Source organism: Enterococcus sp. AZ089 (assembly GCF_050547225.1).
GTDB lineage: Bacteria > Bacillota > Bacilli > Lactobacillales > Enterococcaceae > Enterococcus_D > Enterococcus_D entomosocium.
Map to the genome: position 1 here is coordinate 922,665 of NZ_CP172954.1, position 26,412 is coordinate 949,076.

The window sequence follows — 26,412 nt, forward strand, 5'->3', positions numbered from 1 at the left end:
ACCCATAGAATGAAAAAACTGTTACTGGGAACCAATTTTACAAACGGCTTATTAGGAAAAATCGTCATTTATGCAATCTTGATCGTGCTTAGTTTTGTCTTTATCTTCCCGCTGATCAATATGATAACTGTAGGATTGATGTCAAATTTAGATTTGGCTGATCACTCGATCGAATGGATTCCTTCAGAATTTTATCTAGAAAATTTTCGGCTTACGTGGCGGGCGTTACGTTTGCCAGGGAGCTATTTCACTACGGTACTTGTTGCAGGAGTATCGACCGTTTGTCTGATGCTTTCTTCTGCTTTGATTGCATACGGGTTAGCCCGTTTTCAAGTACCTGGAAAATTTCTGATCTTTTCATTGTTGCTTTTTACGTATCTTGCGCCGAAGGTGTTGTTTTTTATTCCTCGCTATCAACTCTTTACGACGTTAGGATTAAGCGGAAATATGGGGGCGCTGATTTTTCCAGCTCTTATGGGTCAAGGAGAACAAGCCGCTTTATTCATTTTGATCTTTTATCAGTTTTTCAAAATGATCCCAACTGCATTAGAAGAAGCAGCCTTTTTGGATGGAGCGGGTGCCTTTAAAACCTTTTATAAGATCGCCTTACCGATGGTGAGACCTGCATTTGTGATTGTGGGGATCTATGCGTTTGCGTTGTACTGGAATGAAACCTTGTTGACTTCTTTCTATTTAGAAGGAAACATTCAAACAACTCCAATGTTACTCAATTCATTGGAAAGTCAATTTAACAATGTCGTCAACAATACCTCGAATCTAGGTGATCCAGGAGTCAATCCCAATCTTAGTTATACAGAGGCGGTAGCCTATTCGGGAACGATTCTGAGTATTTTTCCATTGATCTTCTTCTATGTTTTTGTTCAGAAATGGTTTGTTGAAAGTATCGACAAGTCTGGGATCACGGGTGAATAAGCAGGTATCTTAGAACCAATTTCCATCGTTTTCCTCCGATTAACGATAGCTAGAAGTCGTTTTTACTTCTTCTAACTATCGTTTTTTTCTCAATATTTGTTAGAATGGAAGAGACACTTGGCTGAAATTGTCGGCCAAGTATGGAAGGAACAAGCCTTTTTCTATTCGATCGAAAGAAAAGGCAATGAAAGCAGATAAAAGGAGTTTTGATATGGCGGCAACTATCAAAGATATTGCTCGAGAAACAGGCGTTTCAATTGCCACTGTGTCGAGAGTGCTGAATAATATTGGCGGATATAGCAAAGAAGTTGAAGAACGTGTTCTTTCGGCAGTCAAAAAGTTAGGATACCGTAAGAATGAAACTGCTATCAGTCTTGTAACGAAAACGACAAAGACGGTGGGGATCATTATGCCGAACTCCGACACCTCTTTTTATGTAAAAATCATCGAGGGGATTGAAGAAGAAGCACACGCTAGAGGGTTTAGTGTGATCGTGACTCATGCAGGTGTTGGTGGAGAAGGGTTTCAGAAAAGTTTAGATCTTATGGCTGAACGTCGAGTCGATGGTATTATTGTGTTTTCCATTTTTTTGTCTAAATACGATTTAGCACCGATCGAAAGCTTGAATATCCCGATTATTCTAGTTTCTAGTACTGATACAAACAAAAAAATTCCTTCGATAAAAGTGGATGACTATTTGGCATCTTTTACCGCTGTTGATTATCTGATCAAACAGGGGCACTACAATATTGGCTTGGCAGGATTAAGCTATGATGATGAAAATACGAGTGTGCCTAGGATCAAAGGGTATGTCGACGCCCTAGAGAAGAATCAGATTCCCGTAAATAAACAATTTATTGATTATGGCTACTTTAGTTTTCAATCTGGAAGACGTGCAATGAGCGGGTATTTGGAGAGGAAAGAACCGATTACAGCTGTGTTTTGTGCGAGTGATGAAACAGCACTAGGGATTATCTCTATTTGTTATGAAAACAAGATCGTCGTCCCCGATGATCTTTCGGTAGTCGGTTATGATAATTCTCGGATTGCCGCAATGGTCAGTCCACCGCTGACCACCATTTCCCAGCCTTTTCATGAGATGGGGAAACGCGCTTGTTTAAAGCTGCTTGACTGTATTCTTAACGGGAAAAAAATCACCTCAGAAATCATTCCTTTCGAATTGATTGAACGCAAATCTGTCAAAAAGAACGTAAATAATCGGTAAGAAACCCGTCCATGTGATCAAGCGATCTGGACGGGTTTTTCCATGATTCTAGAAAAAAATAAACGGTTAAACGTTGTTAAAATGAATGCTCTTCGCAAAAAGGGAGCGACCCCCTTCTCTTTGGGCAAACCAGTAAAGTGGGTTTGGCAGCTATTCCTCAATCTCAATCCCCAAGACAGTCAGGTGGCCGTTTGCCACCAGTTTGATGACAAGTTTTGCTAGATGGTCGGGTGTCATCGTTGTTTCTGCCGTTAGCCACCAATGCAAGGTACCAACAAATATCGAGGTCATATAGTCAATGATGAAGTCTAAGGGCACTTCAATGTCTCCTTCGGTGATTCTTAACGTTGAAAAGATCTCTTGGTAACGTTCAGTCAAAATCAGGCCCAACTTTTTACGGATGATCTCAATGGCAGAGGCATCCATGATCGTCAAATAAAAGGAACGATTGTTTTGAATGTGTAAAAAAAGTTCGGTCATGGCCGCTTCGATTTTGCGGATTTTGATGCGATTTCCTTGAACAAAATCTTCAAAATCAAGAATCGCGGTAAATGATTCGACAGCCAAGTCAAATATCTTTTCATACAAGTCTTGTTTGTCTTTGTAATGGGCATAAAAGGTTGCACGGTTGATCATGGCTTCATCGGCGATATTTTGGACAGTCACTTGCTCGAAGCCTTTTTCTTCCACTAAGCGGATAAAAGCTTCAATAATGTACTTATTGGTTCGTTTGACACGTAAATCCAATTTTTTCATATTGTGAATTTCCTTTCAAAATAAACAACAAAAAACGGGTAATTGTTGTTTATCCCACACCTTCCTTAGAATTGTTTGTTGAATTATCAATCAAAAGAATTACAATGAACATAAGTATTATAACAAACGGCTTGTTAGATAATCAACAAAGTGTTGTTTAGATGGAGGCAACAAATGAAAAAATATAAAGCGGGCATCGATGTCGGGTCGACAACAGTCAAGATGGTTCTGTTAGATGAAGGCAATCAAACGTGTTTTTCAAGATATGAACGACACTATGCAGACATCCAGAAGGCAGCGGAAAAAATCATTAGAGAAGCGCAAGAAGTGATCGAAGATCAGCCGCTGGCGCTGGCGATTACCGGATCGGGTGGGATGGGTCTGGCGGAAGTTTTGCGGATCCCATTTGTCCAAGAGGTCATCGCTTGTACCAAAACAGTTGAGACAATGATTCCCGAAACCGATGTGGCTATCGAGTTAGGCGGCGAAGATGCGAAGATCACCTTTTTTGAAGGGGCATTGGAGCAGCGAATGAACGGCAGTTGTGCCGGTGGAACGGGTGCGTTTATTGATCAGATGGCGGTTTTATTGAAAACGGATGCCAATGGGGTCAATGAACTAGCCAAAGATTATCAAACCCTTTATCCGATTGCCTCACGCTGTGGGGTCTTTGCCAAAACCGATGTGCAGCCGCTGATCAATGAAGGAGCAGCAAAAGCAGACATTGCGGCGAGTATCTTTCAAGCGGTGGTCAATCAAACGATTGCTGGCTTGGCTGCTGGTCGTAAAATCAAAGGCAAGGTAGCCTTTCTAGGTGGACCGTTGACGTTTATGTCGGAATTGCGTCAACGATTTATCGATACGTTGAACCTGCAAGAAGCAGATATCATTTTTCCCGAGAACCCAGAACTGTTTGTGGCGATGGGGGCTGCACTATATGCAGAAGAAGAGCAACAGCTTTCCGTGCTATTAGCCCGCTTAGCCAACGGAGAAGATGGCAAACTCGCGCCAACTGATACATTAGCCCCATTGTTTAAAGACGAGGAGGAATTGACTGCTTTTCGTGCTCGCCATGCTCAAGCGGTGGCCACAGAAAAAGCGTTGTCTGAGCATACAGGCGCTGCTTATCTAGGCATCGATGCAGGATCAACCACAACGAAAGTGGTTTTGATCAATGATGCAGGGGAATTATTGTTTTCTTTCTATGGCAATAATGAAGGTGAACCGTTAGCGACAACGATGGCGGTTTTACAAGAGCTTTATCGTCAGATGCCTTCTGACGTTTACATCGCAAAGTCAACGATCACAGGTTACGGCGAGCATTTGATCAAACATGCACTGAAAGTCGATATCGGTGAAGTGGAAACGATGGCCCATTACAAAGCTGCCGAACATTTCCAGCCGGGGGTTGATTTTATCCTAGATATCGGTGGACAAGACATGAAGGCGATGACGGTTAAAGATGGCGCGTTATCTTCGATTCAATTGAATGAAGCCTGTTCCTCAGGATGCGGCTCCTTCATTGAGACTTTTGCCAAATCTATGAATCAGGATGTCAAAGAATTTGCGTTGGCAGCTACAAAAGCCCAAGCACCTGTTGACCTTGGTTCGCGTTGTACCGTCTTTATGAACTCAAAAGTGAAACAGGTCCAAAAAGAAGGGGCTTCTGTTGGCGACATTTCAGCCGGCTTATCTTACTCGGTCATAAAAAATGCTATCTATAAAGTTATCAAGGTTCGGCGACCTGAAGACCTCGGCGAGAAAATCGTCTGCCAAGGAGGGACTTTCTATAACGAAGCGGTTCTGCGCGCTTTTGAATTGATCAGCGGCCGTGAAGTCGTTCGACCATCGATCGCCGGTTTGATGGGGGCATATGGTGCCGCCTTGATCGCTTTAGAAGAAGCAGCCCTTGACGATGTTAGTACGTTGTTGTCTCCAGCAGAAATGGCCGATTTCCAAGCAGAAAAAGAATTTACGAATTGCGGTCTATGCGAAAACAATTGCTTGTTGACGGTGACCCTCTTTTCTGACGGCCGAAAATTTATTACCGGGAATCGCTGCGAACGTGGTGCGCGAATCAAAATCAAGAAAGAAGACCGCAAAATCAATCTTGTGGATGAAAAATATCGCCGCTTGTTTAAGTACCGTTCCTTACGTAAAAAAGAGGCCGTCCATGGCGAAATCGGCCTGCCAAGAGTATTGAATCTTTATGAAAATTATCCGCTTTGGCATACCTTTTTCACCAAGTTAGGGTTTCGAGTAACCTTGTCGCCACGTTCCAACAAAGAACTATATGAGCAAGGGATTGAAACGATTCCTAGTGATACGGTTTGTTACCCAGCCAAACTAGCCCATGGACACATCCAAGCACTGATTGATCAAAACGTACCGTTGATTTTTTATCCAGGTGTTATTTTTGAGCGACTAGAGAACACTGCCGCTGAGAATCATTTTAACTGTCCAATTGTGCAAAGCTATCCAGAAGTGATTCGTAATAACGTCGATGCGATTCGTGAAGGGGCGGTTGACTACCGCTGTCCGTTTTTGAATTTGGCGGATGAAGCCTCAATGGTCAAAACTTTAACGAGTACTTTTCAAGATTTTGGTTTTGTAGAAGAAGAAATTGCCCAAGCCCTACGCAGCGGTTTCGAGGAGCTGGATCAGTTCAAGACAGATATTGCGCAACGGGGAGAAGAAACGCTACGTATGCTGATGACGACCAATCAAAAAGGGATCGTTTTATCTGGAAGACCATATCATTTGGATCCTGAAATCAACCATGGGATTGCAGAAGTCATTACCCAAGAAGGTTTCCATGTATTGACTGAGGACAGTATTGCTCATTTAGCAAATGTCGGCGATCTGAGGGTTGTGGATCAATGGGTCTATCATTCGCGATTGTATGCGGCAGCTCGAGTGGTCGCGAAAAACAAACAATTAGAACTGGTTCAATTAAACTCATTCGGTTGCGGGATCGACGCAGTCACTACTGATCAAGTCGAAGAGATTATGGCGCAGTATGGGAAGTTATATACGGTGTTGAAAATCGATGAGGGAGCGAACCTTGGGGCAATTCGGATTCGGTTGCGTTCCTTGAAAGCAGCAGTCAACGAACGGGACAAACAGCACTTTGTACCTAAAAAGCAATACGAGGAACCGGCAAAGATCATTTTTACCAAAGAGATGCGCAAGCAGCACACGCTCTTATTGCCGATGTTGAGTCCCATCCATCAAAGCGGGTTAGTCGATGTTGCTTTGCAAGCTTCTGGGTATCAAGTGGTCTGTCTACCTAGTGAAGATCGTGAGGCGGTTAATGTCGGTTTACGCTTTGTCAATAATGATGCGTGCTATCCGGCGATCATTTCCATTGGACAGCTAGTAGAAGCATTGCAAAGCGGAAAATATGATGTTGAAAATACCAGTGTTTTGATGACTCAGACGGGCGGCGGATGTCGTGCAACGAACTATATTCCTTTGTTACGTAAAGCACTGAACGATGCAGGATTTCCACAAGTGCCGGTGGTATCTATTTCGATGGGCAACACCGGGGTTGAATCAAATCCGGGCTTTCGCTTTACCTTACCGATGATGAAGCGTTTGGCGGTGGCATTTTTATACGGAGATCTCTTTGAACGGGTCGTTTATCGCACCCGTCCGTATGAGCAAGAAGCAGGGGCTGTCGATCGGCTCCATCAAGAATGGCTGGAAAAAATTGCCAAAAACGTTCGTAATGGCTCCTTCAGTCTGTTTAATCGAAATATGAAAAAAATCATTCAAGCCTTTGATCAAGTGCCGATAAGAGATATCAAGAAGCCGCGTGTCGGTGTCGTGGGAGAGATTTTAGTGAAGTATTCACCGACTGCCAATAACGATGTCGTTCGCCTGTTAGAAGCAGAAGGAGCGGAAGCGGTCGTACCAGATATTGTCGGCTTCATGAATTATTCCCTCTACAATCAGATTTGGCGCTACGAGCATTTGGGGATGGCGAAGAAAAGTAAAATGATCGCTGATTTTGCGATCATGGCGATTGAAAGGCTCCAAAAACCGATGGATAAAGCACTGAGGGCGTCAACGCGTTTTGATGGTATCCATTCGATCCATCAGCTTGCGGAGCAAGCGAGCGAGATTGTTTCCATTGGTAATCATACGGGAGAAGGCTGGTTCTTGACCGGTGAGATGATTGATCTATTGGAAAATAATGTCAACAATATCATTTGTCTGCAACCATTTGGCTGTCTGCCCAATCATGTGGTAGGAAAAGGTGTTATGAAAGAATTACGTCGTCAATACCCGCAGGCGAACATTGCGGCCATTGATTATGATCCAGGTGTCTCAATCGTCAATCAATTGAATCGTATCCGCTTGTTGATGGCCACTGCCAATAAAGCGTTGGCTGAATAAATTCTCAAGCCAGCGACCGAACCAATTTAAAAGAAAAGCGACTGCTCTTGTTTGGACATTTTGTGATAACTTCTTTCTTCTGCCTATAAAATAGGGAAAGAATTCGCACAAATTGAGAAAAACAGAGCAGTTTTTGCTTTTTTTATTAGCTATTTAGGTATATACCAGTTATAATAGGAGGGGAACGGAGGAATGTGTAGTGGTGGAAAAATTACCTGTTTATATCCAAATTCATGATCAAATTAAAGCCAATATTGAAAACAATACATACAAAATCGGGGATCGTCTGCCCTCAGAGCGCGAGTTGTCGAAACAATTCGGCGTGAGTCGCATGACGTTGCGACAAGCGATCCAAACCTTAGCAGATGAGGGGATTCTTGAGCGTAAAATCGGTTCCGGCACTTATGTGGCTCGCCAAAAAGTACAAGAGAAAATGACGGGCACGACGAGTTTTACCGAAATCATGAATTCTCTTGGTCGTAAACCTTCCAGCAAAGCGGTCGCTTATTTCTTGACGGCACCTAGCTCCAGTGAGATGGAAAAGCTGCAATTAGAAGGTCACGAAACGATTTTACGGATGGAGCGGATTCGGTATGCGGATGATGTGCCGATCTGTTTTGAAGTAGCGAGTATTCCTGAAAAGTTTATTCATGACTTTAGCAAGGAGGAGATCATCTCTTCCCTCTATAAAGTGTTGGAAGAAAAAGGACAGCGGAAAATTGGCGGCGCTTCGCAAACGATCTCAGCTATGGTCGCTTCCGAGCAAATTGCTGATTACTTACAAATCAAACGCGGCGATGCGATTTTACGTATGCGGCAAATCACTTCATTTGAAGATGGTCAACCATTTGAATACGTGCGCACCCAATATGTTGGTAATCGTTTTGAATTTTATATGGAAAAATAACCTGTCTATTCCAATTGGCAACAAAAAGACCAAAAAAGCCGAAAGGACCCTACGAGCGTTTCAGCTGTTGCGTAGCGTCGCTGGTTGCATGACCGTTTCGGCTTTTCAAATATTTGGGCTTCCTGCATTGGTTGTAGCAAACTTGGCAGCGTCCTCCTTGAGGAAAAGAGCACACACTGGAAGGTCTTTAGTAAGCTGGCTTACTCTGTTGACTGCTCGATCAAGCGTTCTACATATTCGGTAGTCCCTCTGGTCAATTGCACTTGACCTTGTAGCAAATCGATCAGAGCGGCTTCTTGGTCGGCAAGTACTGCTTCAGGAATCATTAAGGTGACAACGATTTTCTCCGTATAAGCAATATCTTTTATATAGATATTCTGCAGTTCTAAGTAGTTTTGGAGCTTGCCTAAAAGTGGATACTCGATGGTCAAGGCAAGTTCTTGATGCAAAATACCCTCGACGATTCCTACCTCTTTGATTCCAGCAGAGGCCGAACTTGAATAAGCGCGAATCAATCCACCAGCACCCAGTTTCGTTCCACCGAAGTAGCGGGTAACAACGGCGATCACATTGATCAGTTCGTTTTTCTTTAACACTTCTAAAATCGGTACCCCAGCGGTGCCGCTCGGTTCACCATCATCACTGCTGCGCTGGATCTCATGATTTTCACCTAATACATAGGCGCTGCAATGATGATTTGCCTTCCAATGCTCTTTCTTGAGGGCTTGAATAAACGCTTTGGCTTCGTCTTCTGATTGAATTCGTTTTAATGAACAGAGGAAACGCGATTTTTTGATTTCTATTTCTGTTTCTCCGTCTTGTCGAATCGTTCGATAAGTCACGCGCACGATCGCCTCCTTTATATTTCTAGTATAGGCAATCGGAAGGAAAGTTACAAATAGAAGAAAGAAACAGGTACGAACATAGACTCTAAAAAGAGGAGGCAGTTGCTTTGGGTAGACGCAAAAAGTACGATACGATCACTCACTATTTAAAAAACAACGGTGGTTCGCAAATCACCTTAACGTTTACGCAGTTTGATGAATTTCTTTTCCCCGCATCCGGTTTGCCCAAAAGTGCCCGCACCAGTAGCGATTGGTGGGCGAATGATTACCGACATCCAGAAAATGGGGCTTATGCGTGGCTGAATGCCGGCTACGAGGTAGTCCTCGTCAATTTAAAAAAAGAGTACGTCGTTTTTAATCGTTTAGTAAAATCAAACTGGTTGCTGGATAGAAAGCGTTGACAAATTTCAAACTTGTTCTATACTAGAGATAGGAAATGTTATCTTATTCTTAAAATTCAAGGAGTGTTCGATATGGCGAAAAAAACAATTATGTTAGTTTGTTCTGCAGGGATGAGTACAAGCTTATTAGTAACAAAAATGCAAAAAGCAGCTGAAGCAAAAGGATTAGAAGCAGATATTTTTGCAGTTTCCGCATCAGAAGCAGATCAACATTTAGAAAGCAAAGACGTAAACGTTTTACTATTAGGACCACAAGTTCGTTTCATGAAAGGCGATTTCGAGAAACGTCTAGCGCCAAAAGGAATTCCATTAGAAGTAATCAACATGGCAGATTACGGCATGATGAACGGCGAAAAAGTCTTAGATCAAGCTTTGACATTGATCGGCGAATAAGCAAGACCTGCTGTTGAAGCAAACAAGAAACCTGTAATCGGTTCAAGTACTTTTCAAAAAGTACTTGAACCGATTTTTTTGCGTACTTAAAACTGAGGTGTATGTTATGACCAATCAAAAAGGAAGACAATTTTTTGTTTTAGATGAAACAATGAGTGTAGGAAAAACTTTTGATTCTCGACCGGCAATGCTCGAGCAGGGGAAGAGAATCGTTTGTCAGCGTTGCGGTTCTTCCCACCACAAGCCGTCGGTTCTATTGCCGATAGGCTGCTATTACTGTCCAACTTGTATTCGCTATGGTCGGATCACATCAGATGGCCAACTCGTAATTCAACAAACGGATCTTGCAGCCTTTGATCACAAGATCGTTTGGCCAGGAGTGTTGACTTCGTTTCAGCAAAAAATTTCTCAGCAATTAGTGGCAAATTGTCGACAAAAGAAATCGTCTCTTGTTTGGTCAGTCACGGGTTCAGGGAAGACCGAGATGATCTTTGAAACGATCCGCCACATACGGCAAGAAGGTGGTCGTGTGGCGATCGTCTCGCCACGGATCGATGTCTGCCGTGAACTGTTCCCCCGGATTCAACAAGCGTTCCCACAAGAGGAAAGCCTGCTCCTTTATGGGAAATCAGAAGAACCTTATCGTTATACAACGATCCTTATTGCCACCACTCATCAGCTACTGCATTTTTATCGCAGCTTTCAACTGATCGTAGTGGATGAGATAGATGCATTTCCCTACGAGGGCGATGCGCAGCTGCGTTACGGATTATACAATGCCTTGGCAGAAAACGGGTGTCTGATCTATTTAAGTGCGACGCCTTCAAAACGATTGTTGCAAGAAATTTATTCGGAATTTGCAGTGTTAAAAATGCCTCTACGGTTTCATCAGCGTCCGCTGATCGTTCCGAAACCTATTCATTATAGCCGCTGGGCGCAGGCTTATCGCAAAAAACGTTGGCTGCGACCATTGCTACAGCACTTGCAGCAGTTGGTTAAAAAAAACTTTGTCTTGGTATTTTGTCCAAGTATTCAGCTGATGAAGGAAATGGAAGGGGCAGTCCGCAGGCAAGAAGCATCATGGCTCCTCACTAGTGTTTCTTCACAAGATGAAAAACGGAGGGAAAAAGTCCAATCGGCACGTAGCCAAGTGTACAAGGTGTTGTTTACAACGATGATTTTAGAACGAGGTGTAACGTTTGAAAATGTCTCAGTGGTGGTACTGGGAGCCAATCACCCGGTCTTTACAAAATCGGCGTTAGTACAAATCGCTGGCCGTGTCGATCGCAAAGGTGCGTTTACAGAAGGGGAAGTCATTTTTTTCTACGACCAAATGACAGAAGCAATCCGTCAAGCAATCAAAGAAATCAATGAGATGAACCAATTAGCAAGGAGCTGGTTGACCGATGGAGTGTAGTTGGTGCCAAATATTTTTTTCAAGAGAGGTAACGATCATTGAGCTGTTGGCTCCTTGGCGCATCCCCGAAAAAGAATTATGTCCACAATGCGCTCAGCGATTTACAGTGATCAATTGGCAAAGCTGCTGCCCAACATGTGGCAAAAAGGATACCATTTCCTGCAGTGACTGTCTCTTTTGGGCGAAAACCTGTCCCATGATCCATTTGCAGCATCGGGCACTGTTCGCTTACGATCAAGGGATGAAGGAGTGGATTCACGAATACAAATTAATGGGAAACTATCAGTTGCGAGAGACCTTTGCTGCTGCCATCAGACAAAAGATCAACAACTTTGATTACGATTGTTTGATACCCATCCCGCTATCGGCAGAACGTTACCAGGAGCGAGGGTTTAATCAAGTGACCGCTGTGCTAGACGCAGGCGGAGTTAAGTCGAAAGAATGGCTGGATAAAGTGGTTGATACCGCACCACAAGCTCAACGTTCTCGCAAGCAACGATTAGAGGAGGTGCAACCTTTTGCGGTGAAGCCAGAGGCAACGGTTGAAATAAAAAACAAGAAACTGTTGTTGATCGATGATGTTTACACTACCGGTAGAACGTTATATCACGCAGCTGAAGCATTGCAGACCTTTGGCCCCCAGTCGATTCGATCCTTTTCCTTTGCCCGTTGAATCGTTATTTTGAAAACGCTTAAAGAAATTTGTTCGATTTACTAGGCAAATGAGCAAGAGTTCGATATAATAGAGTTAAGAAGAAGAAAAGAGTGGTCCTTTTCCTTCTTTACTGGTAGACGAAAGGGGTAATTTTTATGTTTAGATATAATGTGCGCGGCGAAAATATCGAGGTAACAGAAGCGATCCGTGATTACGTCGAGAAAAAAGTAGGTAAATTAGAACGTTATTTTAACGATGTGCCGGAAGCAACAGCACATGTTAATTTGAAAGTTTATACTGAAAAAACAGCAAAAGTAGAAGTAACGATTCCTTTACCATTCTTAGTTCTGCGTGCGGAAGAAACCTCACCTGATCTATATGCTAGTATCGATTTGGTTGTTGACAAATTGGAACGCCAAATCCGCAAATTTAAAACAAAAATCAACCGCAAATCTCGCGAGACAGCATTGGTTCCGCCAACAGATGGTGATTTGTTCACAACTGAAGCAAACGATGAAGAAAACAATGGTTCTGAATTAGACATCGTACGTACAAAACGTTTGTCTTTAAAACCAATGGACAGTGAAGAAGCTGTTTTACAAATGAACATGCTTGGACACAACTTCTTTATCTTTGAAGATGCGGAAACGAATGGAACGAGCATTGTGTATCGTCGAAAAGATGGCAAATACGGGTTGATCGAAACCGATTAACAAGTGTTGATACCTTTTTCTCGACACCCCAAAAAAATAGTCTTTTTTGACAGAGTAGCTGAGAAGCTACTCTGTTTTTTTATACTCGTTAAATTGGCTGGAAATCTTTTTTATATATAGAGTGCCTTGGTTCTTCTTTTGGTTTATTATGTTATACTATAGATGAAATAATACAAGGAGAGTGAATCATGACTACGCTAGCAGATGTTGCTAAAAAAGCAAATGTTTCCGCAATGACCGTTTCTCGAGTGATCAATCATCCGGACAAAGTAACTGAAGAGTTAAAGCAGCTGGTTCATCAAGCGATGCTTGAATTGGATTATCAGCCGAATATTGCTGCCAAATCATTAGTTTCCAAGCGTTCCCATATCATCAAAGTGTATATTTTAGAGGAGATGGATACGACGGAACCTTACTATATGAACTTATTGGTTGGGATCGCTCGTTCTATTGGTAAAGCACACTATTCTTTGCAGCTAGTTACGACTGACGGGGTGGATCGTGGTCCAGCAGATGGCTGCATCATTACGGGCTTTCGCCAGGCTGACATGGACTGGATAAGAAATTTAAGAAAGCCTGTGGTGTTATTTGGCGAAAATGAAGCTGGGTTCAGTTTTGTTGACAGTGACAACTACCAAGGAATCGTTTCTGCATGCAAACATGCTATCGACACCGGTTATCAACAATTGGTCTATATTGGTTTAGAGTTGGAAGAAGCGTTTACGAAAAGCCGAGAAAAAGGGTACATAGATACAGTCACAAAAGCGGGAAAATCACCAAAAATCTATCGTTTTGACAACCGATCTTCCGCCGCCCGCAAGTTTATCCAAACGCAGAATGAGCATTTAATGAAAAACACTTGTTTTATCTGTGCCACAGATCGTTTAGCGTTAGGCATCAATCAAGGCTTACAGTCGATCGGAGTGGAGGTGCCAGATGATTTTGGGATCATCGGCTACGATGGCGTATTCCTTGATCAGGTAAGTTCGCCAAAATTGACAACGATGAAGCAAGCCATCGTGGAAATGGGGGAAGTTTGCGGCGAATTATTGATCCGAAAAATCGAACATAATGATACGAGCCAACGACAACAGCGCTTTTTACCTCAACTCGTGGTTCGTGAATCCACAAAATGAAAAATTAAGCAAATGGTTGCGCAATTTCTTTTCGATTCCTCGACATCTTAATTTAAAGGCTTTTTCTATTTTTGTTATCGCTAACATTTAGAAAAGGTTTGCCATTTTAAGAAACCGGTTGCATAATGGAGTTACAAATTGCAGGAGGTAAACAGGATGAAAGTGAATTGGAAAAAGGCAGCTCTAGGATTAGTTTCAGGAAGTGCGTTGTTAGCGCTTGCGGCGTGTGGCGGCAACGGCGGTAGTACCGATGGTAGTAATGCAGATGCTGGTTCAGGTAGCGATGAAAAAACGCTCACGGTCTCTGTAGGCGCAGACTATATTGATTATATCAATGAAGTGAAATCTGACTTTGAATCTGAAAATGATGTTACCATCAATGTTGTAGAAATGGATATGTTCGATCAAATGGATGCGCTTCAACTAGACGGTCCTGCTGGGAAAGGTCCAGATGTTACGATGTCTCCTTACGATCGTGTAGGTCAAGTAGGCTCACAAGGGCATTTGGCAGAAATGACTTTGCCAGATGATGGACGGTACAGCGATACAGACAAGCAACAAGTGACGATCGATGATAAAATCTATGGCGCACCAGCAATGATTGAAGCAGTTGTCATGTTCTATAACAAAGATTTGATCGATGAAGCGCCAGCAACTTTTTCTGATTTAGAAGAGCTAGCAAAAGATGATCGTTTTGCAGAAGGCGATGACAATGTTGGTTTCTTAGCTCGTTGGACAGACTTTTATTATACGTATGGTCTATTAGCTGGTTATGGTGGTTATGTCTTTGGGGATGAAGGGACAGATCCATCTGATTTAGGAATCAACAATGAAGGTTCTGTTGAAGCAATCACCTACGCAACTGATTGGTTCCAAAATGTCTGGCCGCAAGGAATGCTGGATGTATCAGCCAACGAAAACTTGATGTTAGATTACTTTAACCAGGGCAAAACAGCAGCCATCATTTACGGACCATGGGGCGTGAACGGCTTTGAAGAAGCAGGGATTAACTATGGCGTAGCGAAAATCCCAACGCTGAGCAATGGCAATGATTATGAAACGTTTGGTGGTGGAAAAGCATGGGTTGTTTCCAACTACTCACAAAACAAAGACGTTTCTCAACAATTTGTCGAATATTTAACAAACGAAGCTAATCAAGAGAAATTGTATGAAATGCGTCATGATATTCCAGCAAACATTATGGCTCAAGAAAAAGTTGCTGCTTCTGATGATCCAGTAGCAAAAGCAGTGATTGAGCAATACAGTGTTTCACAACCAATGCCAAATATCCCTGAAATGTCTGAGGTTTGGGTAGGGGCTGAAAACATGCTGTTTGATGCAGGTTCAGGCAATATGACTCCTCAAGAAGCAGCGGATAATGCTGCCAAAACAATCGAAGAAGCGATTGAGCAGAAATATTAATAAATAGCCGATTACGGTCTGTCATTCATGTCGACGATTCTATAGAGGATGTTTGTCAAAAGGATTCCTTGCAACGTAGCACGCAAGAAATTGCTTGATGAGATTGATTTCTATGGATCGTCGGCCGCTTGGCAGACTTTCGATTTTAAGGAGGATACATATGAGGACGAATTCAAAAGCCACGCAGACAGCGCTTCTTTCAATCATCCCTGGGGTGGGACAATTCAAAAATGGTCAGAAATTTAAAGCGGGACTCTTTTTTGCGGTCTTTCTAATTTTTCTAGGCGAAATGCTTTTGTTCGGTGGACAAGCATTATATAACTTTGTCACACTGGGATCAGTACCGATGGAACACAATTCTTTGTTCTTGTTGATCGAAGGAACGCTACAGGTCATCGTTACCGTTATTTTCATTATCTTTTGGGTTTTAAATATCAAAGATGCCTATCAAGTTCGCCAAAGTATTGAAAAAGGGTTCCCGGTGGCAGTTACGAGAAAAGAGTTTTTCAATAAATTGTATGAGGATGGTTTCGCTTATCTATTGACGATCCCAGCCTATCTGGTGATGATCGTAGCAATTATTTTTCCGGTAATGGTGACACTCTTCATGGCGTTTACCAACTATGATTTTCGACATATTCCGCCAGCAAACTTAATCGACTGGATCGGTTTTTCGAATTTTACGAATATCTTCACCTTAAGTTCTTACCGCGACACCTTTGTAAAAGTGTTTAGTTGGACGGTGATTTGGACCGTTTTAGCAACTACTTTGCAAATTACCTTAGGAATACTGACAGCTGTTGTTGCCAATCAAAAATTTGTGAAGTTCCGTCGGGTCTTCGGGGTGATTTTCTTGCTTCCTTGGGCGGTGCCAGCGTTTATCACAATCATGAGTTTTTCAAATATGTTTAATGATACCGCAGGAGCGATCAATACGCAGGTGATCCCGCTATTGAACAATCTGCCCTTTGTGGATATTGGGAACATTGCTTGGAAAACCGACCCGTTTTGGACAAAGACCGCGATTATTTTGATTCAAGGTTGGTTAGGGTTTCCATATATTTATGTTATGGTCTCAGGGATTTTACAATCCATTTCTGAAGATTTGTATGAAGCAGCCAAAATGGATGGAGCAAATGCGATTCAGCGTTTTCGCAATATTACGTTACCGGCGATCTTTTTGGTGGCAGCACCAACCTTCGTTACGCAATATACAGGGAACTTTAATAACTTCTCCATGATCTATCTCTTTAACGAAGGTGGTCCAGGAAGTTTAGGCGGAAATGCCGGTTCGACAGATATTTTGATTTCATGGATCTACAAATTGACGACGGGTGGCTCGCCACAATATTCGATCGCATCTGCATTGACCTTAATCATTTCCTTTGTGGTGATCTCCATTTCATTACTGGTGTTTAAAAAGACGAATGCATTTAATATGGAGGACTGAGGATGAAAAAGAAAAAGTTTTCTTTCAGCAAATTATTTACCTACTTGTTTATGATCGCTTTATCGATCATTATCATCTATCCCTTGTTGATTACCGCAACCTCAGCCTTTAAGGCAGGGAACATGATCGCTTTTCGCTTGGATTTTGATGCGGATTGGACATTGAACAACTTTCGACGTTTATTCAATGAAACCCCCTATTTGACATGGTATAAAAACACCTTGATCGTGGCCGTTTCCACGATGGTGATCCAAGTAATGATCGTAACGCTGGCAGGGTATACTTACAGTCGTTATCGCTTTGCCGGTCGTAAGAGCAGTTTGATGGTGTTCTTGATCGTTCAGATGGTGCCAACGATGTCGGCGTTGACCGCTTTTTATGTCATGGGCTTATTAGCAAACGGTCTAGATAGTTTTTGGTTTTTGACACTGATCTATATCGGTGGTGGGATTCCCATGAACACTTGGCTGATGAAAGGGTACTTTGATACGGTACCGATTGACTTGGATGAATCAGCAAAACTTGATGGTGCAGGGCATTTTCGCATCTTTTGGCAAATCGTTTTGCCCCTCGTAAAACCAATGGTCGCCGTGCAAGCATTATGGGCCTTTATGGGACCATTCGGCGAATTCTTGCTAGCGCGGTTCTTGCTTCGCTCACAAGAGCGTTTGACTGTCGCAGTCGGTCTGCAGACTTTTATCAACGATGCCCGTAACCAACGGGTAGCACTTTTTGCGGCTGGGGCGATTTTGATCGCCGTACCGATTGCTGCACTGTTTTTCTTCTTACAAAAATACTTTGTTTCAGGTTTGACCTCGGGCGGAACAAAAGGATAGGAATGATAGGATGTCTGAACAACGATTTCCCTTAACATACTTTGGGGCCATATTTTCTCCAACGAAAGTCTATGCATGGCGTAAAAAATTAAATCGCTGGCAGCAAGTGTTTGTCTATATTTTCTTGATGTCCTTGCTGATGGTCCCGCTGACCTTGATGATCAGCAAGCAAACGGATCAAGCCTTTGCGGCATTTTTCCCCCATGCAAAAACACTCATGACTGCTGAAACAGCAGCCAAATACAGTGAACTGCAGCTGGAAGATGGCAACCTTTTAACGGATGAGTCACAAGTCTTTTCGCAAACAGAAACGGGTATTATAGGCGTTGGGCTTTCAGAAGCGGACCTTGAGGAAGCCAAATATGCCATCAATTTCCGAGAAACAGACTGGACCATCAAAGAAGAAATCGATGGACAAACCTATCACTATGAAATGCGTTACACGGCGGAAATGATGCCTGATCAAGTGCATGATGCGACTTCGTTTCAGAAAGTGATCGAAGACGGCTTCTATCGCAACAACGAGACGGCGATTTTCTTCAGTCAGACGATCACAGTGGCATTTTTATTGGTGGCAATGAATAGTATCCTCGTCATAGGCGCAGCGTTTTTCCTCTGGTTGACGAAAAAATCACGACTATCGACAATCGGCAACTTCAAAGAAAGTACCAACGTGATTTTAAATGCATTGGGGGTAGGCTCTCTAGTGGCAATGTTGGCAGGATTTATTGGCGCTGATATCATCTTGATGATCGGGATTCAGTCTTTAGGCATGCTGCTGATGCTTTTCTTAGCTTTCTTAAAAACCCGTTTTAAAACGGCCTAATTTGCAAACATTCGCAACAAGTCATTTGGACGTGCGCTGGACTTTTGGCGCCGATCAATGGCTTGTTGCGTATTTTTTCCCTTCGTTTCTTTATAATCTGTGAAAAAAGGTTAAGAATCCGTTTATCACGCAAGATTGATGCGATAGTTCTATCGAAAAATATTTCATTTATGGTGAACTAGTGCTAAAATAGTTAGGAGAGTTTCCAGCTAGGATAATGTAGAAGTAAAAGGAGAATTATTAAGGTATGGCCAATTTTTTTAGAAAATTAATCGAAAACGACAAAAAAGAATTAAAACGTCTTGACCATATTGCGAATCAAGTTGAATCACATGCGGATGAAATGGCCGCTTTATCTGATGAACAATTACGCGGGAAAACCGATGAATTTCGTCGTCGTTTCCAAGAGGGAGAGACTTTGGATAAATTATTACCTGAAGCCTTTGCAGTAGTTCGTGAAGCTGCAAAACGCGTTTTGGGTCTGTATCCTTACCACGTCCAATTAATGGGTGGGATCGTCTTACATGATGGGAATATTCCAGAGATGCGTACCGGTGAAGGGAAAACCTTGACGGCGACATTACCTGTTTATTTGAATGCCTTGAGTGGTCAAGGCGTCCACGTCGTAACCGTCAATGAATACTTGGCAACTCGTGACTCGACTGAGATGGGAGAGCTGTACAACTTTTTAGGCTTGACGGTCGGATTGAACATCAACTCAAAATCAGCAGAAGAAAAACGTGCGGCGTATGCTTGTGACATCACTTACAGTACAAACAATGAATTAGGGTTTGACTATTTGCGGGACAACATGGTGGTTTACCGTCATCAAATGGTACAACGTCCATTAAACTATGCCATCGTCGATGAGGTCGATTCGATCTTGATCGATGAAGCGAGAACACCGTTGATCATTTCAGGACAAGCAGAAAAATCAACTGCGCTATACACCCGGGTCGACAATTTTGTCAAACGCTTGACGGAAGAAGAAGACTACAAAATCGATATCCAATCAAAAACGATCGGTTTGACAGAACGTGGGATCGAAAAAGCGGAAGAGACTTTCGGCTTAGAAAACTTGTATGATATTGAAAACACGGCATTGACCCATCACTTGGACCAAGCGCTACGAGCGAATTACATTATGATTCGCGACATTGATTACGTGGTGCAAGATGGGAAAGTAATGATCGTTGACCAATTTACAGGTCGGATCATGGATGGCCGCCGCTATTCTGACGGGCTACATCAAGCGATCGAAGCAAAAGAAAGTGTCGAGATCGAAGATGAAACCAAAACGATGGCGACGATCACATTCCAGAACTACTTCCGGATGTACAAAAAACTGTCTGGGATGACCGGTACAGCGAAAACGGAAGAAGAAGAGTTTCGAGAAATCTATAACATGCAAGTCATTCAGATTCCTACGAACAAACCGATCTTACGGGATGATCGTGCGGACTTGCTTTATCCAACGCTTACCAGCAAATTCCAAGCAGTCGTTCAAGACATCAAAGAGCGTCACCGCAAAGGACAACCCGTGCTTGTAGGGACGGTCGCTGTTGAGACTTCTGAATTACTGTCATCAATGCTTGATCGGGAGAAAGTTCCTCATGAAGTATTGAATGCCAAGAATCACTTTAAAGAAGCGGAAATCATTTTGAATGCTGGGCAAAAAGGCGCTGTAACGATCGCGACCAATATGGCTGGTCGGGGAACGGATATCAAGTTGGGTCTTGGTGTTGCAGAACTAGGCGGATTGGCAGTTATTGGTACCGAGCGTCACGAATCACGACGGATCGACAACCAGTTGCGGGGACGTGCGGGACGTCAAGGAGATCCAGGGATGTCGCAATTTTACCTGTCGCTAGAAGATGATTTAATGAAACGTTTTGGTTCTGAACGAATCAAAGTGTTCTTAGATCGGATGAAAATCGATGAAGGCGATGCCGTGATCCAAAGCAAGATGCTTTCAAAACAAGTAGAATCTGCCCAAAGACGAGTGGAAGGGAATAACTACGATACCCGGAAAAACGTCTTGCAATACGATGACGTAATGCGAGAACAGCGGGAAGTTATTTACGGACAACGTCAAGAAGTAATCATGGAAGAAACGGATCTTTCACCACAATTAATGAATATGGTGAAACGTTCCATCAGCCGTGTCGTTGACAGTCATACGCAATTAGAAGAAAGCAATTGGAATTATGAAGGAATCGTTGATTTTGCTGCCAATGCACTTGTTCATGAAGATACCATCAGTATTGAAGACATCAAGGGCAAATCAGCTCAAGAGATTAAAGATTATCTAAACCAACGGGCAGAAGAAGTCTTTGAACAAAAGAAAACACAACTTAATAGTCCAGAACAATTACTGGAATTTGAAAAAGTAGTGATTTTACGAGTCGTTGATACGAAGTGGACCGACCACATCGATGCCATGGATCAATTGCGCCAATCGGTTGGGTTACGGGCTTATGGACAAAACAATCCGTTAGTTGAATACCAAACAGAAGGATTCAATATGTTTGAAAACATGGTTGGAGCCATCGAGTATGAAGTAACTCGTCTGTTTATGAAGGCAGAAATCCGCCAAAACGTTCAACGGGAACAAGTAGCCCAAGGAGAAGCACAAGGGGTAGAAGAAGCACCGGCTGCCCAAGCGCCAAGTTTCAAAAACGTGGGCCGCAATGATCCTTGTCCTTGCGGAAGCGGGAAAAAATTCAAGAATTGCCACGGGAAAAATATGTAACAAGTTTTGAAAAAGGTGAGAGTAGGCTGGCAGACGTTTTTGTCCAGTCTACTTTCGTTTGTAAGAAAAAAAGAAAGAAGGAATTTTAATGGAAATCGCAGATATTCGGAATCAATTGACCCAGATGAATGAAAAAATAATCAGTTTTAGGGGGTCTCTTTGACTTAGATCAGTTAGAAGAGGACATTGCGGAAGCGGAACACCAAATGGCAGATCCTACCTTTTGGGATGATTCAGAAAAAGCTCAACAAGTCATTAACGCCAACAATGCCAACAAAGAGACTTACGATCAATTCAATCAGCTAGCAGAAGAATTGGAAGAACTCGAAGTGATGTTGGAAATGATTCAAGAAGAAGCCGATCCGGAAATGGAAGCAGAACTTGATGCGCGAATCGGTAAGTTAAATGAGAAAATGGCTTCTTATGAATTGTCGATGTTGTTAGATGAACCCTATGATCGAAACAATGCCATCATCGAGCTGCACCCGGGAGCAGGCGGTACCGAGTCGCAAGACTGGGGCAGCATGCTGTTACGGATGTATACTCGTTTTTGTGAACAACATGGGTATCAGGTGGAAACTTTGGACTATCAAGCCGGTGATGAAGCGGGGATCAAAAGTGTCACATTACTTGTGAAAGGCCACAACGCCTATGGCTATTTGAAGTCGGAAAAAGGCGTGCATCGCTTGGTCCGTATTTCACCTTTTGATTCTGCTAAGAGACGGCATACGTCATTTTGCTCGGTGGATGTGATGCCAGAATTAGATGGGGCGATCGATGTGGAGATCAACTCAGATGATTTGAAGATCGATACGTACCGCGCAAGCGGCGCTGGTGGACAGCACATCAACAAAACCGAATCTGCTGTGCGGATCACTCACATTCCAACAGGTACAGTGGTCGCTAGCCAAGCCCAGCGTTCACAGCTGAAAAACCGTGAGCAAGCGATGGGGATGTTGAAAGCTAAGCTGTATCAATTAGAAGTCGAAAAGAAAGAACAAGAAGCAGCAGCCTTGCGAGGCGAGCAATTAGAGATCGGCTGGGGCTCGCAAATTCGTTCTTATGTCTTCCATCCCTATTCAATGGTCAAAGATCACCGAACGAATTTCGAAACTGGGAATGTACAGGCAGTCATGGATGGCGATTTGGACGGCTTTATCGATGCCTATTTGAAGCTGAAACTGAATCAAAAATAACCTGGTATGACTTAAACAGATTGAAACACAATTGTAATCTGTTGCAAGCAAGGTGAAATATATTCATGCTATAATAAGCCAGAATGAAAATTTGAGATGGAGAGATAGCTGTATGATAGAAATGAAAGATATAATGAAAAAGTACTCTAATGGTACGACTGCTATCCGTAACCTTTCGATTTCAATTGATCAAGGGGAGTTTGTCTATGTCGTTGGACCATCCGGCGCCGGAAAATCAACCTTTATCAAATTGATGTATCGAGAAGAAAGAGCAACAAAAGGCGTTTTGAATGTCGCAGGATATGATTTGGTCGGCATGAAAAACCGTGAGATCCCTTTGATGCGCCGGGAAATCGGCGTGGTCTTCCAAGACTACAAACTTTTACCGCGGAAAACGGTCTTTGAAAATGTTGCTTATGCAATGCAAGTTATCGGACGCAAACCCCGTGATATCAAAAAACGGGTGATGGAAGTTTTGGATTTGGTCGGACTGAAACATAAAGTTCGGGTCTTTCCAAGTGAACTTTCCGGTGGGGAACAACAACGGGTGTCGATCGCTCGTGCCATCGTAAATACACCGAAGGTATTGATTGCGGATGAACCAACCGGAAATCTAGATCCTGAAAACTCATGGGAAATCATGAAATTGCTTGATCGAATCAATGCACAAGGAACAACGGTCGTTATGGCGACCCATAATAGTACGATCGTAAATACGATTCGTCATCGCGTGATCGCGATTGAGAATGGCCGCATTATTCGCGACCAAGCGGAAGGAGAATATGGTTACGATGATTAGAACATTTTTCCGTCATCTCCTGGAGAGTATTAAAAGTTTAAAGCGTAACGGCTGGATGACTATCGCGTCATTGAGTGCCGTGACGATCACATTAACATTAGTCGGTATTTTTCTAGGTGTAATCTTAAATGCAACAAAACTAGCCGAAGATATTCGTGAGAATGTGGACGTGTCGGTTTTCGTTGATATTGGTACAGAACAAGAAGACATGGATGCTTTAGAACAGGCCTTAAATGATCTGCCGAACGTTTCAGAAGTGACATTTTCTAGTCGAGACGAAGAATTGCAGAAGATCCAGGATGCCATGGGGGATTCATGGAACTTGTTCGAAGGCGACAGTAATCCACTGTATAACGTATTTGTTGTAAGTGCCACAGATCCAGAGTATACGACAGAGATCGCAGAACAAGCTGGGGATTTGCCGAATGTCTTTAAAGCCGATTACGGTGGAGACTCTTCTGACCGAATCTTTGAATTGTCTGCGGCTGTGCGGACTTGGGGCTTAGCTGCTGCTGTCTTACTGATTTTTGTGGCAATGTTCCTAATCTCTAATACGATTCGGATCACGATTTTGTCCCGTCAAAGAGAAATTCAAATCATGCGTCTGGTTGGGGCGAAAAACGGCTACATTCGTTGGCCATTCTTCCTTGAAGGAGGCTGGATCGGACTCTTAGGATCAATTGTCCCAATTGCGTTGATGTACTTCGGGTATCATCAAGTTTATGCAATGGTCAATCCATCCTTGCTACGTTCAAATTACAGCTTAATTGCACCAAATATGTTTCTAATACAAGTGTGCGGTGTGATGGCACTGATTGGTATCGTGATTGGTTCGCTTGGTTCCGTCTTATCAATGCGCCGATTTTTAAAATTCTAAACGTATGTTTTATTAAAGTCGATCGTCAGATCGGCTTTTTTTGTTTCATCACAGTGTTTCTTTACTTTAGGTACTATTTTTTGATATGCTTTAGTAGCGGGAAATCGGGGAAGAGGTGGAAAAATGGTTGTAATGGATAATTTGGTAACCATTTTATTTATAGTTAATATTTTGTTATCAATCATTATCATTTTCAGAGAGAGACGTCAGACTGCTCAGACATGGGCCTGGCTTTTGGTCTTGATGTTCATCCCAATCGTTGGTTTTGTGCTTTACTTTTTCTTTGGTAGAGGAATTTCCAAGGAAAAGATTTTCGATATGCGCTCACAAGCAAAGATTGGTCTAAACGTTGAATTAGAAGAACAAAAACAAGCGCTCGCGCGTCATTTGTTTCCGCATCCGCCGACTGCTCAAGTAGAAGTCCAGCAGTTAGTCTATCTGTTGACGGTCTTTGGTCAATCCCTCTATACGACAGCCAATAGCATGACACTTTATACCGATGGGCGGCAGAAATTTGATGCCTTGATCGCGGATATCGAACAGGCAAAAAATCACATTCATATGGAATATTATATTTATCGCAGTGATGCATTGGGAAATGAGGTCAAAGAAGCATTGGTACGAGCCGCAAAGCGAGGCGTAAAAGTAAGAGTCTTGTTAGATGCTTGGGGCAGTACCCAGGTATCATTGAAGTTTTTTGATGAATTGCGTCTGCATGGCGGGCAAATTGCCTTTTTCTTTCCTTTGTTCGTTCCTTATGTCAATCCGCGAATCAATTATCGGAATCATCGTAAAATCGTGGTGATTGATGGTGAGATTGGTTATACAGGCGGTTTTAATGTGGGAGATGAATATCTAGGACAAGTGGAAAAATTTGGCTATTGGCGAGACAATCACTTGCGAATTGCCGGTTCAGCTGTCTATTCGCTGCAAAATCGGTTTTTGATGGATTGGAATTCACAACATGCCTTGGAGATCAAATATGATCCTTCTTTGTTTCCTGAAATCAAACAAGCGGGGACAGTCGCAGCCCAAGTTATCACTAGTGGTCCTGATACGGAACATGAAGAAATAAAAATGACGTATTTGAAAATGATCAATTTAGCCAAAAAAGAAATTCTAATCCAAACGCCCTACTATATTCCGGATGAAGCTATTCACAATGCCTTAAAGTTGGCACTGCTTTCTGGGGTGAAAGTCCATATCCAAATCCCTAATAAACCGGATCATCCCTTGGTATATTGGGCGACCTATTCCTTTGCGGCTGAGCTGCTTCATTTTGGTGCAATCATTGAAACCTATGAGAAAGGGTTTATGCATGCGAAAACGATGATTATAGATAGTGGACTTGTATCGATTGGTTCAGCAAATATCGATGTTCGATCCTTTCGCTTAGATTTTGAAGTCAATACGATTATCTATGATGCGCAACTTGCGACTCAAACAAAAGAAGCGTTTCTGGCGGATTCGATCGATTCCAAACCGTTAACGATCGAAGCGTATCAACAAAGAAAATTGACGATCAAGATCAAGGAAGGCCTGGCACGTCTTGTGTCACCGTTACTGTAAAAAAATGCCCTTTTCCAAAAGATGGAAGCCATCATTTTGGAAAAGGGCATTTTTTAATAGGATTAACCCATAATACTTGTGTACGCTGCTAAGAAAATCGAGCCGACAGTGAGAATAAGCATGGTCCAGATCACGACTTGCGTGATTTTTGCAAAGGTACTTTTTGGTTTTTTCTCGTTCATTCTAATCCACCTTTTAGAGTTATTCTAGTGACAGTTTACCCTCAATTTCTCAAGAACTCAAGTTGATCCAAGGAGAAATTAAGAAAATTTCAATTTCACTATAAAAAAATTCGTTAGAATGGCAAGATAGGCTTGTTGAAGCTACGCCCTTCTGTTTTAATAGGTAAAGAAATACATTCTTTAAAACTTTCAAAAGTTAGTTGTTGAAATAAGAGCCTCCTTAAAAAATTTCATGGCTGTCTTATTCCGGCTTAGATTTTTAAAAGAACTGAAACATGGATGTAAAGAAAATAAAGTATAGTGACACTAGTTGTTAGAAAGGATTTTGCTGTATGTCTGGATTTAATCCAATCGTTTTGTTTTGGTATATTTTTCCTGTGCTCGTTTATTTTGCTTGTCGTTTTATCGTTTCTGCACTTTCGTTGAATGATCGTTTCCATGTGAAGGCACCGGATTTGGCGGTACCATTTTTAATGGTGGGGATTCATCAATTATCAAAATATACTTTTGATCAAGCAATCACATTGTATTATTTGATCTCCATTTTTTTATTAGGCATTCTACTGGCCGTCTTTCAGGCGTACTACTATGAAGAGATCCAATATGGTCGCTATTTTAAGATGTATTGGCGCAGTATTTTTCTATTTACGATCATCTTTCATGTCGTTTTGATCATTCTAAATATCGTAAGTTACTTATAGTGTTTTGCCCCTTGATAAAC

The 26,412-nt window shown here is 42.5% G+C and carries 22 protein-coding genes and 2 pseudogenes; 21 read left to right on the top strand and 3 right to left on the bottom strand.

Translation table 11 applies throughout. The features are described 5' to 3' along the window. Positions 1–9 precede the first annotated feature (9 nt). Positions 10–933, top strand: a complete 924-nt coding sequence (locus tag IGJ01_RS04195) for a carbohydrate ABC transporter permease (protein ID WP_016613811.1) — start codon at positions 10–12, stop codon at positions 931–933. A 211-nt stretch (positions 934–1,144) separates the two neighbouring features. Further along, positions 1,145–2,158 carry a LacI family DNA-binding transcriptional regulator gene (locus tag IGJ01_RS04200; protein WP_244733279.1) on the top strand — a complete coding sequence of 338 codons (1,014 nt, stop codon included), beginning with the start codon at positions 1,145–1,147 and terminating at the stop codon, positions 2,156–2,158. A 150-nt stretch (positions 2,159–2,308) separates the two neighbouring features. On the opposite strand, the gene IGJ01_RS04205 is transcribed toward IGJ01_RS04200, so the two are convergent. Continuing rightward, on the bottom strand, positions 2,309–2,914 hold the full coding sequence (locus IGJ01_RS04205) for a TetR/AcrR family transcriptional regulator (protein ID WP_005237309.1): 606 nt from the start codon (positions 2,912–2,914) through the stop codon (positions 2,309–2,311). Between the two features lie 174 nt (positions 2,915–3,088). On the opposite strand from IGJ01_RS04205, the gene IGJ01_RS04210 reads away from it, so the two are divergent. Together IGJ01_RS04210 and IGJ01_RS04215 are read left to right on the top strand one after the other, a co-directional pair. Next, positions 3,089–7,315, top strand: coding sequence for a 2-hydroxyacyl-CoA dehydratase (locus tag IGJ01_RS04210; protein WP_016620645.1), 4,227 nt, complete (start codon positions 3,089–3,091; stop codon positions 7,313–7,315). Between the two features lie 199 nt (positions 7,316–7,514). Then, positions 7,515–8,222, top strand: a complete 708-nt coding sequence (locus IGJ01_RS04215) for a GntR family transcriptional regulator (protein WP_005228765.1) — start codon at positions 7,515–7,517, stop codon at positions 8,220–8,222. A 200-nt stretch (positions 8,223–8,422) separates the two neighbouring features. On the opposite strand, the gene IGJ01_RS04220 is transcribed toward IGJ01_RS04215, so the two are convergent. Further along, a complete protein-coding gene (locus IGJ01_RS04220) occupies positions 8,423–9,064 on the bottom strand; it encodes a YigZ family protein (RefSeq protein ID WP_016613813.1) in 642 nt (213 codons plus the stop codon). Positions 9,065–9,174: 110 nt separating this feature from the next. Between IGJ01_RS04220 and IGJ01_RS04225 the strand changes: the two genes are divergently transcribed. From IGJ01_RS04225 to cls, 16 genes and pseudogenes are all read left to right on the top strand, one after another. Then, a complete protein-coding gene (locus tag IGJ01_RS04225; RefSeq protein ID WP_005237305.1) occupies positions 9,175–9,468 on the top strand; it encodes a DUF7662 domain-containing protein in 294 nt (97 codons plus the stop codon). Positions 9,469–9,540: 72 nt separating this feature from the next. Beyond that, positions 9,541–9,861 (top strand): PTS sugar transporter subunit IIB, encoded by a 321-nt coding sequence (locus IGJ01_RS04230; protein WP_005228768.1) that lies wholly within the window; start codon positions 9,541–9,543, stop codon positions 9,859–9,861. 106 nt (positions 9,862–9,967) lie between these two features. Continuing rightward, positions 9,968–11,278: a DEAD/DEAH box helicase gene (locus IGJ01_RS04235; protein ID WP_244733281.1), complete on the top strand. Its 1,311-nt coding sequence runs from the start codon at positions 9,968–9,970 to the stop codon at positions 11,276–11,278. Then, positions 11,268–11,951, top strand: a complete 684-nt coding sequence (locus tag IGJ01_RS04240) for a ComF family protein (RefSeq protein WP_034872461.1) — start codon at positions 11,268–11,270, stop codon at positions 11,949–11,951. The genes IGJ01_RS04235 and IGJ01_RS04240 overlap by 11 nt, the downstream gene beginning before the upstream one ends. 137 nt (positions 11,952–12,088) lie before the next feature. Continuing rightward, positions 12,089–12,646 (top strand): ribosome hibernation-promoting factor, HPF/YfiA family, encoded by a 558-nt coding sequence (gene hpf, locus IGJ01_RS04245; RefSeq protein ID WP_005237301.1) that lies wholly within the window; start codon positions 12,089–12,091, stop codon positions 12,644–12,646. Positions 12,647–12,834: 188 nt separating this feature from the next. Further along, positions 12,835–13,782, top strand: coding sequence for a LacI family DNA-binding transcriptional regulator (locus tag IGJ01_RS04250; RefSeq protein ID WP_244733283.1), 948 nt, complete (start codon positions 12,835–12,837; stop codon positions 13,780–13,782). 156 nt (positions 13,783–13,938) lie between these two features. After that, positions 13,939–15,204, top strand: a complete 1,266-nt coding sequence (locus IGJ01_RS04255) for an extracellular solute-binding protein (protein WP_430601447.1) — start codon at positions 13,939–13,941, stop codon at positions 15,202–15,204. Positions 15,205–15,364: 160 nt separating this feature from the next. Then, positions 15,365–16,654 carry a carbohydrate ABC transporter permease gene (locus IGJ01_RS04260; protein WP_005237298.1) on the top strand — a complete coding sequence of 430 codons (1,290 nt, stop codon included), beginning with the start codon at positions 15,365–15,367 and terminating at the stop codon, positions 16,652–16,654. Between the two features lie 2 nt (positions 16,655–16,656). Beyond that, positions 16,657–17,490 (top strand): sugar ABC transporter permease, encoded by an 834-nt coding sequence (locus IGJ01_RS04265; RefSeq protein ID WP_077453539.1) that lies wholly within the window; start codon positions 16,657–16,659, stop codon positions 17,488–17,490. A gap of 10 nt (positions 17,491–17,500) precedes the next feature. Continuing rightward, a complete protein-coding gene (locus tag IGJ01_RS04270; protein WP_244733286.1) occupies positions 17,501–18,316 on the top strand; it encodes a DUF1189 family protein in 816 nt (271 codons plus the stop codon). A gap of 247 nt (positions 18,317–18,563) precedes the next feature. Then, positions 18,564–20,948: pseudogene (gene secA, locus IGJ01_RS04275) on the top strand (preprotein translocase subunit SecA); the annotation flags it as partial. A gap of 45 nt (positions 20,949–20,993) precedes the next feature. After that, positions 20,994–21,068, top strand: a pseudogene (locus IGJ01_RS04280) (SEC-C metal-binding domain-containing protein); the annotation flags it as partial. 88 nt (positions 21,069–21,156) lie between these two features. Further along, a protein-coding gene (prfB, locus tag IGJ01_RS04285) for a peptide chain release factor 2 (protein ID WP_101495161.1) occupies positions 21,157–22,264 on the top strand; the annotation gives its coding sequence in 2 pieces (ribosomal slippage) (positions 21,157–21,228 and positions 21,230–22,264; 1,107 coding nt in all). A 112-nt stretch (positions 22,265–22,376) separates the two neighbouring features. Continuing rightward, the gene (gene ftsE, locus IGJ01_RS04290; RefSeq protein WP_005237293.1) at positions 22,377–23,063 is read left to right on the top strand and encodes a cell division ATP-binding protein FtsE; all 687 of its coding nucleotides are present in this window, start codon (positions 22,377–22,379) and stop codon (positions 23,061–23,063) included. Then, a complete protein-coding gene (gene ftsX, locus IGJ01_RS04295; protein ID WP_005237292.1) occupies positions 23,056–23,940 on the top strand; it encodes a permease-like cell division protein FtsX in 885 nt (294 codons plus the stop codon). The genes ftsE and ftsX overlap by 8 nt, the downstream gene beginning before the upstream one ends. A gap of 123 nt (positions 23,941–24,063) precedes the next feature. Continuing rightward, a complete protein-coding gene (gene cls / locus IGJ01_RS04300; protein WP_005237291.1) occupies positions 24,064–25,509 on the top strand; it encodes a cardiolipin synthase in 1,446 nt (481 codons plus the stop codon). Between the two features lie 62 nt (positions 25,510–25,571). Here the strand turns inward: cls and IGJ01_RS04305 are convergent, their stop codons facing one another. Then, positions 25,572–25,691, bottom strand: coding sequence for a DUF4044 domain-containing protein (locus tag IGJ01_RS04305; protein WP_005237290.1), 120 nt, complete (start codon positions 25,689–25,691; stop codon positions 25,572–25,574). A gap of 332 nt (positions 25,692–26,023) precedes the next feature. Here IGJ01_RS04305 and IGJ01_RS04310 point away from each other — a divergent pair, with 332 nt between their 5' ends. Continuing rightward, the gene (locus IGJ01_RS04310) at positions 26,024–26,392 is read left to right on the top strand and encodes a DUF3397 domain-containing protein (RefSeq protein ID WP_005237289.1); all 369 of its coding nucleotides are present in this window, start codon (positions 26,024–26,026) and stop codon (positions 26,390–26,392) included. Positions 26,393–26,412 lie beyond the last annotated feature (20 nt).